This window comes from Akkermansia sp. RCC_12PD, assembly GCF_036417355.1.
Classification (GTDB): domain Bacteria; phylum Verrucomicrobiota; class Verrucomicrobiia; order Verrucomicrobiales; family Akkermansiaceae; genus Akkermansia.
This window is the reverse complement of the sequence record NZ_CP143889.1, coordinates 416,641-430,562: the sequence shown is the minus strand read 5'-3', so window position 1 is coordinate 430,562 and position 13,922 is coordinate 416,641. Positions and strand designations below refer to the sequence as shown.

The 13,922-nt window shown below is 53.0% G+C and carries 14 protein-coding genes and 1 pseudogene; 12 read left to right on the top strand and 3 right to left on the bottom strand.

From position 1 onward, the window contains the following. Window positions 1–95 precede the first annotated feature (95 nt). From V3C20_RS01790 to V3C20_RS01735, 12 genes are all read left to right on the top strand, one after another. A complete protein-coding gene (locus V3C20_RS01790) occupies window positions 96–953 on the top strand; it encodes a hypothetical protein (RefSeq protein WP_130083048.1) in 858 nt (285 codons plus the stop codon). A 1-nt stretch (window position 954) separates the two neighbouring features. Then, entirely contained in the window at window positions 955–1,872 is a 918-nt protein-coding gene (locus V3C20_RS01785; RefSeq protein WP_149873327.1) for a hypothetical protein, read from the top strand. Between the two features lie 111 nt (window positions 1,873–1,983). Further along, a complete protein-coding gene (locus tag V3C20_RS01780; RefSeq protein ID WP_130083046.1) occupies window positions 1,984–2,874 on the top strand; it encodes a hypothetical protein in 891 nt (296 codons plus the stop codon). Beyond that, entirely contained in the window at window positions 2,867–3,787 is a 921-nt protein-coding gene (locus tag V3C20_RS01775; RefSeq protein ID WP_130083045.1) for a hypothetical protein, read from the top strand. Before V3C20_RS01780 ends, V3C20_RS01775 begins: the two co-directional genes overlap by 8 nt. A gap of 582 nt (window positions 3,788–4,369) precedes the next feature. Continuing rightward, on the top strand, window positions 4,370–5,086 hold the full coding sequence (locus tag V3C20_RS01770) for a hypothetical protein (RefSeq protein WP_130083044.1): 717 nt from the start codon (window positions 4,370–4,372) through the stop codon (window positions 5,084–5,086). Then, complete coding sequence (locus tag V3C20_RS01765; protein WP_130083043.1) at window positions 5,083–6,045, top strand: hypothetical protein; 963 nt, start codon at window positions 5,083–5,085, stop codon at window positions 6,043–6,045. Before V3C20_RS01770 ends, V3C20_RS01765 begins: the two co-directional genes overlap by 4 nt. Before the next feature lie 234 nt (window positions 6,046–6,279). Then, a complete protein-coding gene (locus V3C20_RS01760) occupies window positions 6,280–7,050 on the top strand; it encodes a hypothetical protein (protein WP_130083042.1) in 771 nt (256 codons plus the stop codon). After that, window positions 7,040–7,939, top strand: a complete 900-nt coding sequence (locus tag V3C20_RS01755) for a hypothetical protein (RefSeq protein WP_130083041.1) — start codon at window positions 7,040–7,042, stop codon at window positions 7,937–7,939. The genes V3C20_RS01760 and V3C20_RS01755 overlap by 11 nt, the downstream gene beginning before the upstream one ends. A gap of 109 nt (window positions 7,940–8,048) precedes the next feature. Beyond that, window positions 8,049–8,888 carry a hypothetical protein gene (locus V3C20_RS01750; RefSeq protein ID WP_130083040.1) on the top strand — a complete coding sequence of 280 codons (840 nt, stop codon included), beginning with the start codon at window positions 8,049–8,051 and terminating at the stop codon, window positions 8,886–8,888. A gap of 1 nt (window position 8,889) precedes the next feature. Then, window positions 8,890–9,771, top strand: a complete 882-nt coding sequence (locus V3C20_RS01745; RefSeq protein WP_130083039.1) for a hypothetical protein — start codon at window positions 8,890–8,892, stop codon at window positions 9,769–9,771. A gap of 107 nt (window positions 9,772–9,878) precedes the next feature. Then, on the top strand, window positions 9,879–10,757 hold the full coding sequence (locus V3C20_RS01740) for a hypothetical protein (RefSeq protein ID WP_130083038.1): 879 nt from the start codon (window positions 9,879–9,881) through the stop codon (window positions 10,755–10,757). Next, window positions 10,754–11,614, top strand: coding sequence for a hypothetical protein (locus V3C20_RS01735; protein WP_130083037.1), 861 nt, complete (start codon window positions 10,754–10,756; stop codon window positions 11,612–11,614). The genes V3C20_RS01740 and V3C20_RS01735 overlap by 4 nt, the downstream gene beginning before the upstream one ends. A gap of 150 nt (window positions 11,615–11,764) precedes the next feature. Here V3C20_RS01735 and V3C20_RS01730 read toward each other — a convergent pair whose 3' ends face one another. The 3 genes and pseudogenes from V3C20_RS01730 to V3C20_RS13410 all read right to left on the bottom strand — a co-directional run. Then, window positions 11,765–12,487, bottom strand: a complete 723-nt coding sequence (locus V3C20_RS01730) for an amino acid ABC transporter ATP-binding protein (protein WP_130083134.1) — start codon at window positions 12,485–12,487, stop codon at window positions 11,765–11,767. Between the two features lie 25 nt (window positions 12,488–12,512). Beyond that, window positions 12,513–13,196: an amino acid ABC transporter permease gene (locus V3C20_RS13415; protein ID WP_342778974.1), complete on the bottom strand. Its 684-nt coding sequence runs from the start codon at window positions 13,194–13,196 to the stop codon at window positions 12,513–12,515. A gap of 87 nt (window positions 13,197–13,283) precedes the next feature. Then, window positions 13,284–13,898, bottom strand: a pseudogene (locus V3C20_RS13410) (transporter substrate-binding domain-containing protein); the annotation flags it as partial. Window positions 13,899–13,922 lie beyond the last annotated feature (24 nt).

Here is a 13,922-nt window from a genome sequence, read left to right as displayed (position 1 = left end):
AAACGGCGGAAAAAAGGTCCGGCAGTTTTCAATGCCTCCGGAATGCTGATTTTTTCTCTTGCCCCTTGAACGGGAAATGTTAGCGTTAATCATTCATGAAAAATGGTTTTGTGAAGTTCCTGACTGTATGCGCCTTGTGTCCGTTGGCCGTCCACCTTTCCCGGAGCGGGGATGTCCCGGAGAAGGAAACTCTTTCCGCATCCCTGTGTTCAGCCTATGCCAGAACATGGTGGCAGCCCGGTGTCAAAAATCCGGAAAAGACGTTTCATGTGGATTTGAAAATCATGAAGCCCGCCTTGTGGAGGATGGTGTACTGCAATGAGAAAGATGCCCGTCTGGCTGTTCATGATTCCACGGGCGGCCGTTTCGGCGTCCTTTGTTGCGAAGAATCCCTGTTCATGGAGGACCTGGAACATCCGGTACTGGAAATGGAATGCAGGGACTGGCTTCCTGCGGCCGGGGCGGCATGGGTGGAACTGAAAGGGAAAATTCCGTGCATTATCGGAAAGGAGGAGGCCTTGTCCGAAGGCCTTTCCTTCACCGTGGGGCAGAAAGACCAGAAGAAGCCTTTGCTTCTGAAAGGAGCCGTTCTTGAGGAGGCCGGAAGCGAAAAGGATGGACGGGGCTCCCTGGAGATGTCATTTGTCCGGGACAGGGATTCAGGGGGGCTCAGGATGGAGATGAAGTTGAAATCTTCCCGGTATATGGGGATTCTGCGCCTGGAGCTGACGACGCCGGAAGGCGCTCCTTTTCCGGCGAGAGAAGATTTATTCAGCCGTAGCAGCTCATCCGGGGAATATTCATGGTTCTGGTCTTATTTATTGAATCCGGATGAGAAAGGGAAAGTTCATGTTGCCGTGAATTACATGACCGGGCTGGAATGGGTGGATATGCCTGTGGAAATTAAATTCGGCATGTCCGGACTGGTGCAGGATTCTCAAAAGGGCGAATGATATGAAGATGATGCAGTCCATAGGACACGGCGCGGGAATCTTTCTTCTGTTTTCCGGAGCGGCATTCTCCAGCGAGGGTGGAAAGGATGTTCCCTCAGAAGTGGGGGTGTCATTTACGCAAGTAGGACTGGAACGTGACATGTGGTTTGACGGAGAGAAGAGCCCATTGGAATGGAGGTGCCGTGCCGTTCTTTTTATCCCTGACCGCTGGGGATTCTGGAATCCTTCGAATACGGAGCGGCAATTCATGGAGGCCGTGGATTCCACAGGCCGGGAATTGTCTCCGGTGAGGTTTGACTTGGGAAGGATGGATCAAAGCCGTGACAGGGGAATCTCTTATATGGAGATTGAAGGCTTTGCTCCATCTCTTCCTTCTCCCGGGGCGGAGTGGGTGCGGTTGAAGGGATTGCTGAGGGTCCCCGTGGCGCTCATCATGGATAGCCCTGTTTATGTACTCCCGCTGCGGAAGGGAGCGTCCGTCCTTATTCCCTTGCCGGGGAATGAAAAAGGGAATACGGGGAAGTTGGAGGATGTGGTGGCGTCCGACGACATGCCGATGGGGATGCTTTATTTCAAGGATTTTACGTGGACGAGGAAGGATGGAAAAAAGACCTTTTCCGTAACGGTTTGCCTGGACGTGGATACTCCCTTTTATCTGGATGAATTCCAGTTGCTTGACGAAAAAGGCAAATTGCTGTCCGCCGGCATGGACAGTTATTCTTCATCCGGAAATGATAATTCAATAATATGGGAAACCGCGTTGGAGTTTTCTGTTGCCAAAGAGATGGGGAACATTGGGATACGGTTGCGTTACAGAGGAGAGCCGGAACATGTATCCGTCCCTGTGGACGTCAAGCTGGGCATGGGCGGGGAAATCCGGAAGGAACCGGAGAAGCGGGAGGAAAGGCGGAATGGATAGGAACTCCGCATGAGGGGAATGATCTGGATTTTTGGAAGCCGGAACTGCGTTTTGACCTTGTTTCCGGGAGGGGGGCTGGTATGGTGAAAATTCCCTCGTACCCTCCCTGTTATGTTGTACCGTTTTTTATTCCTTGCCGCCTTCGCCTGCGGCCTGACAACACCGTGTTTTTCTTCTGGAAAAGAATCCGTTCCGGAACCGTCCGTTGACGTCTCCCTTTATCAATGGTCCACGAACACGTCTTTTCGGCAGACGCCTCCTGTGGAGAGCAGGGAATTCCAGCTGGAAATGAAGGTCGCCGGAAATTCTCCCTGGAAGGTAATCTATTGTGAAGATAAAGAACATGAATTGAGCCTGAAGGATTCTACCGGATCCTCCTGTTCCGGGATGGAATGCAGGTATTACGCTTCCCATAAGCCGGAAAGGGACAGGAGAGATGGCATTGTTTACGTAACTGCGGATTCCTGGCTTCCTTCCCCGGATGCTGTGTGGACGGAAGTGAAAGGCGACATTCCTTGCGTGGTGTCTTGTGCCACGGCTGATTCGGAAAGCGTGAAAATCAAGCTGGAGAAGGGATTTTCCATTCCTGTGGTGCTAAAGAACGCCGGAATGGAACAGGAAGGAGGGAAAGGCGGCCATGATGTGGAAGCTGTGCTGGAGGTGGAAAATTATCAGGCCGGGAAAGAGGAAAACTCCGGCAGTTGGCTGGTACTCCAGCTGACTTCATCTGAAAAGATAGGTTTTCTGGATTTTGAATTGAAGGCGGCTGATGATACTGTGTTATCGGTTAGAACCTCCGGGAGAGGATTTGGAACGGCTGAAAACAAGTATGAATGGAATCGATATTTGTCTGTGGAGGGAATAGAAGGCAATGAACTGTCCGTAACTGTCAGGCATGCGGTGAATTTGAAGAGGATCATGGCTTCGGTTGATATCAGAAGCGGCCTGTTCGGGCAGATGGAGAAGATGGAAATGAAGAAAGAGGGAAATGGCCATGAATAGGAAAAGTGTGGTAAACATGCTGCTTGTTCTGGGCGTAGCTGCGGCCGTCTGCCCGGTAGCATGGGGGGAAGAGGAAGTGGAAAAACCTGTAAAGGCCAGATTTACCTCCGTGAAGGTGGCAAGCGAGGAATTATGGATGAACGGGCAGTTGGAGGAAGGTCCCTTGCAACTGGTTTTTGAGATAAGGCTGGATATCAAGCCCCATTTGTCTTTCCAAAGGAATTTCGATTCCATTCAATATCTGGAAATGACGGATTCCTCCGGAAGAAAGCTGTCCCCTGTGGAATTCAATCTGGGCTATCTGTATCAGCAGGGTTATGATGGAGAAGCATATGCATGCGTGTTCGGGAAAGTTGGGGAATTGCCTCTTCCGGATGTGGCATGGCTCCGGCTGAAGGGAATGCTGAAGGTTCCCGTTGCTCGGCTGGTGACGGGGCCTGTTTATGAACTCGTTCCAAAAAAGGGAACGGAAATGCATGTTCCGCTGCCCAGGGAGACGGATGATAAAACTGCCGCTCCCGAAGATATCGTAGTGGCAGGAGATCCCTCTACGGGAAGGCTTTTTCTTGATGAATATGAGGTCGTTGAAAAGGACGGCAAGAAAACGGTTACGGCAGAGATCGGGCTGAAGACGGATTCTCCTTTTGAGCTGGAAGGATTCCAGGTTCTGGATGCCAAAGATGCCGTTTTGAAAACCGACTTGAGGGGCAGTTCTTCCGGAAGGTCGGGAGAATCAAGAAGGTGGACAAGATCTTTCCGGTTTGAGGCTCCGAAAGACTTCTCGAAAATGAGAATAAGAATGGTGTACAGGGTTCCTGTGGAATCCGTGGCCGTTCCCGTGGATGCCAAAATAGGCATGAGGGGTGAGATACCGGAGGAGCCGGAAAAAGGAAAGGGCGGGGGGCGCCGGTAATGCGTGTTTGGGAGTGAAGATACGGCAATTTTGGGAAGTTGCTGGGATGGGCATTGGTATAGGGACATGGATTCGCGGGTGGTTATGTCCTTCCGCAGTCTTTTCATGACCTGACGTTTCCCATTTCCGTCCGGATGTGTGTTGCAGGATGGCCTTTGTTGTTCCATCGTTGAAAAACCGGCTTCCGGAAAGTCTGCCGTATCCGTTTCGAGGCACGGTTGTATGCAGCGTGAAACTGCCGGGAATTCGCGAAAGTGCGGAATCCGTCTTCTTTCCGGGAATGTCGTGGAAGCATTTTCCCGTTGCCGCCGGGCATGATTCTCGTCTTTGGCGGGATGTTTACGTTTTCCCGGCAAAGGTGTATTTTAAAAGTTGATTCAGAAAATAAAAATGTTACTTGTGTGAAATAACAAACTACCTGTGAATGAGATGATACAGTATTTCCATCTGCCCCGGGTGGCAGCCGTTTGCTGTTTTTTGCTTGCTTTCCCTTCCTATGGGGAGAAAGGAACCGAAAATCCGGCTTTTTCCGCTTCGCTGTACAAATGGTCGACAAGGCCTGCCGAATCCGGGGATTTTCCCTTGAAGCGGGAACTTCAAATAGGCCTGAAGATCAAGGAGGAATCCGATTGGAAAATCGCCTATTTCCGGGAAGGCGGGACCGGTGTGACTGTGGTGGATTCAAGGGGTTCCTCCTGCTCCGGCATGAAGAGCGATTATTCCGTTTTTTTCTCTTCCGGATGCCGCATCAGGAATGAAAGAATCCTTCTGTCAACGGAGTCGTGGCTGCCGTCGGCGGAAGCGAAGTGGATTGAGGTAAAGGGAAACTTGCCTTTTGTCGTTTCCCGTGATTCTTCCGTGTCGGAAAATGTCGTGCTGAAGCTGGTCGAGGATTTTTCAGCGCCGCTGGTACTCAAGGGCGCCGCCCTGGATGGGGGAGACGTAAATGTGATGCTGAAAGTGGATTCCCTTAGACCGAATCCCTTGAGAAAGGGAACCCTCAGCGTCACTATCAGCATGAGTTCCGAAGCTCCGGTGGGATTCCTGGATTTTGAAGTGCAAAGAACGGACGGGACAGCTATTCTGGGAAAATGCGGCGGGGAAAAAGATAGAAATTCCGCACGGAAACATGGGTGGCGCCAGTTTCTGGTACTGGACGGCACGCACGATGAAGAAGTGATTGTGGCCGTCAAATATTTGGTCCGCTTGAAAGAAGCCGTGGTTCCCGTTCATGGGCGCAGCGGCCTGTTCGGCACGGTAGCTGAAAAAAGAGGTTCAACCGGGAAGAAAGTGAGATGAAGAAGCATGGCATGATGATGAAGGGCCGGATTTTTCTGTGTACCGTGTTCATGGCATGGGCTGCCGTGATGAATGGCGGACATGCCGCGGAGGAAAATCCCGTGAAAGTTGGAGTGGGTCATGTCGGCTGGGAACCCCATCTGATGTGGCACTGCAGTGGTGAAGAAGATCTGGGGGATTTTAAGGAAACGGAACCGGAGTTGGGAATATCGCTCATGCTGAGCGCCAGGGAACCGTTGTGCTTTCCGAAATATGCCCATGGCGGGAAACAGGTTTTGGAACTTATTGATTCCTCCGGCAGGAAACTTGCTCCGGTCACGTTTGATTTGGAACAATTATTTCAAAGACAGGAACAAGGCGTTACTTATGCGAACGTTGCCGGAACTCTGAAAGAGGCTCCGGGGCCGGATATCTCCTGGCTGCGCCTGAGAGGGGAATTAACCATGCCTCTTGCGCGGTTCCAGCAAAGTCCGGTTTATGAACTGGCCTTCCAGTCCGGCGCGCAGATGGATATTCTTCTGCACAACGACAGTGCGGAGGAAGAGGCGGGAAATGGCGACATTGTCGTGGGTGAAGATGGTTCTGTGGGAAAACTTTCCCTCGGTGAGTGCGGGATTTTTGAAAAGGAGGGGAAAAAGATGGCCCGGGTGGAAATTGTGTTGGAAATAGAGTCTCATTTTGATCTGACCGATTTTCAGATATTGAATGACAGGAATGGAGTTCTGGAATCCACATGCCTGAGCAGGATAGCGTCGGGAGAAGGCTTTTCTTTCTCTCCCTTTTGCTACGTGAAGAGTCTGCTTGAATTGGAAGCGCCGGAAGATCTCCGGAAGCTCAGGATCAGGCTGCTTTACAGGGTGCGGCAGAAGGCGGTCACCGTTCCGGTGGATATTAAATTTGGCATGAGGGGGGAAATCCGGGAGGAACCGGAAAAAGGGAAGGGCGCCCTCCTCCGTTGATTGTTGCACCGCAACCCGGCACTGATTTTCTGGAAATTATCCATGTTGATGATTGTGAATAATAATATATTTATTGGAATGGGACTAACGTTTAACTATTTTATATTTTGCCGTTTTTTATTCTGCCCGGCGGTTTGGGGAATGGCCCTTTGCTCTTCCTCTTTTTCCGGGGAAATACCTGAAGAACCTGTCATAACCGTTTCCCCTTACAACTGGTCCACACAATCTGTACGGATGGGAGACCCTTCACGGAAGAGGCAGCTTGATCTTGAATTGAAAGTCACGATGAAGGCCGCAGAAGAGTCCGGTTGGAAAATTGCCTGCTGCGGGGTCAGTGAAAGTGGATTGAAGCTGGCGGACTCGGAAGGTTCCTCGTGCCCCGGCATGGAGTGTTGTTATGATGACTCCCCCTCGTTGCTGGAGGGGCTGAAGAAGGGAAAGAGGATTACTTTGTCCACGGAGTCCTGGCTGCCGTCGGCAGACGCGAAATGGATGGAGGTGAGCGGAAAGATACCCTTTTTCATCTGCCGGGCTTCTTTCATGTCGGAAAGCGTTTCCCTGAAGATGGGGGAGGGAAACTCCGTTCCCCTGGTCCTCCGGAATGCCGGACCGGATGGAAAGGACGTGAATGCCGTACTGAAGGTGGTTCCCTACAAGGTTATCGGGAGCGAGGGGTGGGTATCTCTTCATCTGCTGGCACCGTCAAAAATAGGTTTTCTGGGAGTTAAAATGGAATCCGAAGCTGGAGCCGTGCTGCCCGTGGATGGTTCGTCGGAATGCATTTCCGGGGAAGCGGATCATCCCGGCGGGAAATACTGCTGGATCGTGAACTTCCGGGAGGAGGACATCAAGGGGGAGGAATGGAAGGTTTCCGTCAACTATGCTGACGAATTGAAAAAAATCATGGTTCCGGTACAGGCACGGTTCGGCCTGTTCGGAGTCATGGAAAACCGGAATATTCAACAAGAAGGGAATGGAGATGAGAATGCACGGCATGATAAGTAACTGGCTGGTTCCGGCGGCGGTGGCCCTCTCATGGGTGGCGGTTCAGACAGGACGCGGAGCGGCGGTGGAAAATGAAGTGGGCATTGGAATGGATAATGTTGGGTGGGATAGTGATCGGAGGTGCCGGAACGGCGTTTGGGAAGAAAGCGCTCTCAAGTTGAAATTCTGCATGATTTTGAGTGTCAGTGAACCACGATGTTTTGGGGAATATGCCGACACCGGGTTGCAATATCTGGATGTAACGGACTCTTCCGGACGAAAACTGGCACCGGCGGAAATCCGTTTGTCAGCAACGATTCAGAACACGGCGGATGGCATGGTGTATTTACGCATTGCCGGGACTGCCGGAGAAGCGCCCGGCCCGGATGCCGCCTGGCTGCGTTTGAAAGGAACGCTGCGGGTGCCTCTTGCCCGGCTGGTGAAGGGAGACGTTTATGAACTGCCTGCGGAGAAAGGAACGGAAGTTTACATTGACGTGCCCGGCAGCAACGGCGGGGAAGGGGAGGCAAGTGAAGATGTGGTGACAGCCCGGACGGCTTCTTCCTCAAGAATTGTTCTGAAAGAATATAAAAAAATTGAGTATGAGGGCAAAAAAATGGTCAAAGCGGAGATTGGCCTGGAGGCAGACGCTCCCATTGAGCTTTCTGCATTTCAAATCTTGAATGACAAGAATGAAGTCCTGGAAACCATGACTGGGGGAATGTCCTATTCTCCAGTGGAATCTTTCTGTAGAGCGGATGCCACGTATTTTTTTGAGGACCTTGGAGACGGGAAAAAACTCAGGATCCGGCCGATTTACAGGGCCTTCCGGAAATTAGTAAAAATTCCGGTAGATATCAAATTTGGCATGAGGGGAGAAATACGGGATGAGCCGGGAAACAGGAAATAATATCCGCACCGGAAACGGTTCTCCGGTCATCGGAAAAAGCTCTTCCGTTTTGAGATCATCGTTGGTAATGTGATTATCATTACAGGAAATCCTGTTTGTTCCCCTACCCATGCTCTACCGAATCATACCCTGGCTGTCCGTGTTTTGCTGCATGGCCGTTTGTTGTTCCGCACTTGCGAAGGAAGCTCCCGGGGAACCAGCCATATCCCTCTCCTTGGACAGATGGGAAATCAGTACGGATCCGGAAAGGATTGACTTGGAACTGTCATTCCTGGAGGAAACTGGCTGGAAGGCAGCCTATTTTGATGAAAGCAACGCCAGTCTGAAATTGGTGGATTCCAGGGGAGATGCCAGTTCCAAAGGCGAGTGCCGGTATATTTCCCGCAATGACTTTGCTTTTAATGAAAAAACCGGTGAGATTTCCCTGTCCTGGGAGGACTGGCTGCCCGCGGAAGATACGGAATGGGTGGAACTGAAGGGGGAAATTCCTTTTTTCATGTACCGGACTGCCGTACTGTCGGAGAAAGTGAAGGTCAAGCTGGTCAACGGATTTTCCGTGCCGCTGACGCTCAAGGGTGCCGGCTCGAACGGCGAAGATGTGAAGGTGCAACTGTCGGTGAGCAGGTTGGGTGCCTGGTGCGGACAGGAAGAGAGTTCTCAGGTCATGTTCTCCCTGGTTTCCCCCGTCAGGCTGGGCCTGCTGGACATGGAGACGCACACGGAGGACGGTACTCCGCTGCCGGTGGCGGAGTACGGTGGAAGCGGCATTGATCCCGGCGGAAAGCATGACTGGTGCCGCTATCTGGAGCTGGGCGACAGGAAGGAGGAGGGACTGGATATTTCCGTCAGGTACGCAACCGGGATGAAAAAGATCGTGGTTCCGGTGAATATCCGCTTCGGCTTGTTCGGCATGGGGGAAAAACAGGAAGGTTCAACGAAAAAAAATTGATATGAAGAGATACGCCATTCCGGGCATCTGCCTGATTCTGGGAGCTTCCCTGGGGGACGCCGCTCCGGAAAAGGATGGGAAGGAAGAAAAGCAGCCGGTAAGAATTGAATTTGTTTCCGTAGGATTATCCAAGAGGGAGCGCAAGGAAAAAATCCCGTTGGAGTTGAATGTAGAAGCAATATTAAGTGTTAAAGAGCCTTTGTCCTTTGCGGTGTGGGAGCATTCCGGAGTCCAGTATCTGGAGGCCGTAGATTCCGCGGGGAGGAAGCTGGCTCCCGTGGAGTTTGACATAAGCCCGTTTCAATCCTCCCGGAAAGGATGGCGCCAAACCGGGATGAGGGGCACGGCGGGGGAGATTCCGCTCCCGGGAGTTTCCTGGATACGGCTGCAAGGGGTATGGCGCATTTCCCTGGCCCGGACATTGAAAAGCCGCGTTTATGAGCTGCCTCTGTCAAAAGGGACGAAGATAGATGTGCCGTTGCCCGGAAACAGTGAAGAAGGGGAGGAAGGCGCCGACGTTGTATCTGTTCAAGGGCCTTCAGCGGGAAAGCTTGTGCTGGAGGATTACAGCACGTATGAAAATCAGGATGGGAAAATGGTCACAGTGATGATCGGTCTGAAGGCTGACTCCGCTTTCCGTCTGGATTCCTTCGAGATACTGAATGAAAAGGATGAATCATTGAAGGCATCCCCTCTTGGTACCAACTATTCTTCTGATGGAGACGATTCTTCCGCCTACTGGGCAAAACGTTTTGTCTTTAAAGAACCGGAAAAGCTGGAAAAACTCAGGTTCCGCATCCTTTACCAAATTCCCCATGAAACGGTAGCTGTCCCCGTGGATGTCAAACTGGGCATGAGGGGGAAAATCAGGAAAGGAAAGTGAACCTGCCCGGGGGCCGAACAGGAAAAACGATGCGGAAGCCGCTTGTATTTATTCATATGTAAGTTACACTGAATGGAGAATTTTTCTTTGACGTAATGTTCCGTGCCTTGTTTTCATCCGTACTGGCATGCGTGCCGGTGTTGCTTCATGCGCAGCCGGTTTCCGAACCTGCCGTGAAGGCGGTTATCCACTCCGTGAATATATGGAGCGGCGAAGGCTGGTTCCATGGAAAAGACACTGTCCCGCATCTGACCATGCACATGCTGTTCCAGTGTACGGCTCCTTGGAAAATCGCCTCTGTGCATTTGGAGAAAACGCGGCTGGATTTATGTGATTCTCTGGGAAGCCGCCCTCCCGGTGTGCAGTTGTTCCATCAAGCTTCCGTGACAGAACGGTGGATGGTAAGCCCTCTCCGGCCGTGGCTTTCCGTGGAGGGAAGGGATTGGACGCCTGGGCGGGATGCCCGCTGGGTGGAAGTTCGGGGAACTGCCGCCGTTATGGTTTCAAGCATGGACAGGGATTCGGAAGTGGTGTCGGTCCCATTGGAAAAGGGGACGGGGGTTCCCGTGGTGCTGGAAAAAGCCGTACTGAACCACGGGAAGGAAGAGGATGTACACACGGAGCTGACCGTGACAAACTGGGGTTTCTCCATTCCCGGCCAGAAAGATAATGTATGGGTGGAGTTGAGTTTGGTTCTTCCGGATGGAAGCGGAGCCCGCGAATTGGAATTAGTGGATCGGGACAATCCGGAAGAGAAGAACAATCAATCTCTGCTGCCGGGAAATTTCAGGAACGGGAAGTCCACATGGGCGGCATTCTTTGTTCTGCAAAGACCGGAAGACAATCGGCTGAATTTCAGGATCCGGTATGCGTCGGGATTGAAGGAAGCGGAAGTTCCCGTTTCATTCAGGATTGGCATGGCGGGAATGGTTCTCCCGGCGGGGGCGGCCGGGGAAAACTGTGAAATAAACGGGAACGGAGAATGATGATGAAGAAAAGTTGCGGAATATTCTGGATGACAGGCTTGGCGATGTTTGCCGGAGCGCAGGATGCGGGCGGCTTAAAAAGTTCCGATGTAAAAGTGGAATTTCCGGTAGTCCAAATAGGGTTGATGGATAGAAAGGGAGAGAGCCTCCCGATTCCGAAATTGATATTTGGAGCCATGCTGAGTGTCCCTGCCCCCCTGAATTTTGAAGCTGACGACAAGGTTCAGGAACAAGTTCTGACGGCGGAGGATTCCACGGGGAAAAAGCTGGGCGATGTGACGTTTAATCTTGCCTTTCTTGGTGGAGCGTCCAGGGAGAGCGTGAACAAGACGCTGGTTTACGGCGAGTGTCCACGCCTGCCGGCTGCGGACGCATCATGGGTGCGTTTGCGGGGAACGCTTCGTGTTCCTGTGGCGCGTGACCGGGAGACGCCCCTTTATGAATTTCCGCTGGAGGAAAAGGAGGTCAAAAAGGATGTGCCTTTGTCGCCGTATGCTGAAAGAGAGCAGAAAGGCGACATCATCGTTGCAGAGGAGGAACCCGCCTGTGAATGGACGGTAAGTCTGGCGGAAAGGAAGGGAGAGCAGTTCACCGTACGTGTGTCACTGGGCAGCGAGCACCGTTTCATGATTGATGAATGGCAGTTGTTTGATGGAAAAGGAAGGAAAATTGATTCTTCGGTGTTATCCTTTTTCGGGAGTGTTTCGGAGAATTTTCTGGAGGATGGCTATGTCCTGCAATTCCCTTATCAGGGAGAGTTGCCGGTATTGAAAGTCAAGCTGCTGTACAAACAGCACGTTGATATCGTCACCGTGCCTGTGGATGTCAGAATAGGATGGGGAGGCCAAAGAAAGTAATGGAGGCCTCCGGGAGCAGAAACTCCATGGCCTCTTGTGGCGGTTTCTCCGGCTGGGGCGGAGGAATGGTTCCGGAAGCATTTTTTGTGTGAATCCATGCTCCGGACGGGCAGGGACGCGGTCTTTCCTGATTCCGGACTGTCCTTCCGTTTAAAGTACCTTGGAGAAGAATTCCTTCAGCCTGGGATGTGACGGGTGGTCGATGACCTGGGAAGGGGAGCCTTCCTCCACAATTTTTCCCCTGTCCATGAATATAATGCGGGTGGCCACTTCCCGGGCGAATCCTATTTCATGGGTGACGACCGCCATCGTCAGGCCGCCTTTAGCCAGCTCCTTCATCAGGGAAAGGACTTCCCCCACCATTTCCGGGTCCAGGGCGGAAGTCGGTTCGTCAAACAGGATGACGTCCGGATTCATGACCAGGGAACGCACGATGGCAATGCGCTGCTTCTGGCCGCCGGAGAGCTGGAGGGGATAGGCATGCCGCTTGTCATACAGGCCGATGCGCTGGAGCAGGGCTTCCGCCTGGGCCGTGGCTTCCTTTCTGGTGGCGCGGCCCGTCTTCACGGGGGCGATCGTGATGTTTTCCAGAATGGTCAGATGAGGGAAAAGGTTGAAATGCTGGAAGACCATGCCTACGTGCTGCCGGAATTTGTTTACATCCGCATGGGGCGCGTTGATAAGTTCCCCCTTGAACCGGATTTCCCCGGAGGTGGGTTCTTCAAGCAGGTTCAGGCAGCGCAGGAAAGTGCTCTTTCCGGAACCGGAGGGGCCTACGATGAACACCACCTCCCCCTGATTGATCTGCGTGGTGACATCGTGCACCGCATGGACGGCATTAAACTCCTTCACCAGATTGCTGATTTGGAACATGGGCATGGGCGTATGTTGGGGCGGCTCATTCATTGTTTTTCAGTCTCCTTTCCAGCTTGCCCAGCAGCCAGCTGAACAGCATGACCATGGCCAGGTAAATCAGGGCCACGGCCATCAGGGGCATGAAGGCGGTGTAGGTCTGGCTGCGGATGATGTCGCCGCCCTTGGTCAGGTCCTGAAGGGCGATGTAGCCGGAGACGCTGGTTTCCTTCAGGAGCACGATGAATTCGTTCCCCAGGGAGGGCAGCACGTTTTTAAATGCTTGCGGAAGAATGATGTAAATCATGGTCTGCGCATATCCCAGGCCCAGGCTGCGGCCTGCTTCGAACTGCCCCTTGTCGATGGCCATGATGCCGCCGCGGATGATTTCCGCCACGTAGGCGCCGGAGTTGAAGCCGAAGGCGACCACAGCCACCAGCACCTTGCTGATATCCACGGAACCGAAGATGATGAAGTAGATGATCAGCAGCTGCACGACAACGGGGGTGCCCCGGATGACCGTGAGGTACAGCTTGCAGAGAGCATTCAGGAAACGGAGCTTTCCCGTCTTGTCGTGGGTGGCGCGGATGACGGCCACCACGAAACCCATCAGAACGCCCAGAAGTACGGAAAAGAAGGAAATCTCCACCGTAACCAGAAAACCGTTGGCCAAGTACTTCCAGCGTCCTTCCTGAATAAAATTGACCTCAAACGACTCTTTCAGGTCCAGCCACTTGCCTTCCAGCCAACCGGTTCCTGCGGCATGGGCGCCGGATGAACCGGGAGGCCTGACCTGCATGGCGGCGTATTTGGCCCGTATCTCTTCCAGCTTCCCGGACGCCTGCATGTCGGCAATGACCTTGTTGACGTGCTGGAGGAGTTCCGTGTTTCCCTTGCGTATGGCAATGGCGTACGTTTCCGAGGTCAGGGGCTCCGGCAGTATTTCCAGCTCATCATGGTTGGCCAGGTACATCCTTGCCGGGTCCCGGTCAATAACCACCAGGTCCACCTTGCCTGCCGCCAGTGCGGCCACGGCCAGCGCCCCGTTGGGAAAGCGTTCCGGCTGCTGGATGTTGCGGGTGACGTAAATGTCCCCCGTAGCTCCGTGCTGAACGCCGATTCTCCGGCCCCGGATATCGTCCCTGCTCCGGATGGAAGAACCTTTGGGAACGATGATCACCTGGGCCGCCTCCACGTAGGGAATGGAAAAATCCACTTGTTTCCGGCGTTCCGGAGTCACCGTGATTCCGGAGGCCGCCACATCCGCCTTGCCGGAAACCACGGCCGTAATCACGGAATCGAAGCTCATGTCTTCAATCACCAGTTCCTTCCCGGCGCGTCTGGCTACTTCCCGCATGATCTCCGGATCAATGCCCATGATGGCGTTTTCCTCCCGGAACTCATAGGGCGGGAACGTGGCCTCCGTCACCATCAGGATTCTGCCGTTATCCGCCGC